We start from the raw sequence: 506 nt of genomic DNA on the forward strand, positions 1-506 counted from the left end.
TCGTCTTCCCCGCCTTTGGCGGAGAGACGATGAGGGCACGCTGTCCTTTTCCTATCGGCGCAAATATATCGACTATTCGCGTTGCTATCTGCTTGCGGTCCGTTTCAAGATTGAGCTTTTCTTCTGGGAAGATCGGCACAAGCGCCTCAAAATGCGGACGCCGGCGCGCGGCTTCAGGGTCTGAGAAGTTGACGTTCTCAACGCGAAGCAGCGCCTCGTAATGTTCCTGTTCCTTAGGCGGCCTGATGATCCCCCAAACGACGTCGCCGTTGCGCAGCCCGAAGCGTTTTATCTGGGAGGCCGATACATAAATGTCGTTGTTGCTGGGGAGCAGTCCCGACGGGCGAAGGAATCCGTAGCCGTCAGACATGCATTCGAGCGTTCCGCCGTTGTAGCGGTATCCGAGCGCCTCGGCTTGCGTCTTCAGGATGTCGTTGATGAGGTCGTCCTTCCGGCGCGTAGTGATAGAGGAGACGCCTATCTCCTTCGCTATCTTGCGAAGCTCC

Annotated in this window: 1 protein-coding gene; it reads right to left on the minus strand. The window is 57.1% G+C overall.

What is annotated here, in order from left to right; genetic code table 11:
* Positions 1-506: Rho termination factor N-terminal domain-containing protein (locus RRY12_13440; protein MEG2185670.1), on the minus strand; the 506-nt coding region annotated here is incomplete at both ends.

The organism is Cloacibacillus sp. (assembly GCA_036655895.1).
GTDB lineage: Bacteria > Synergistota > Synergistia > Synergistales > Synergistaceae > JAVVPF01.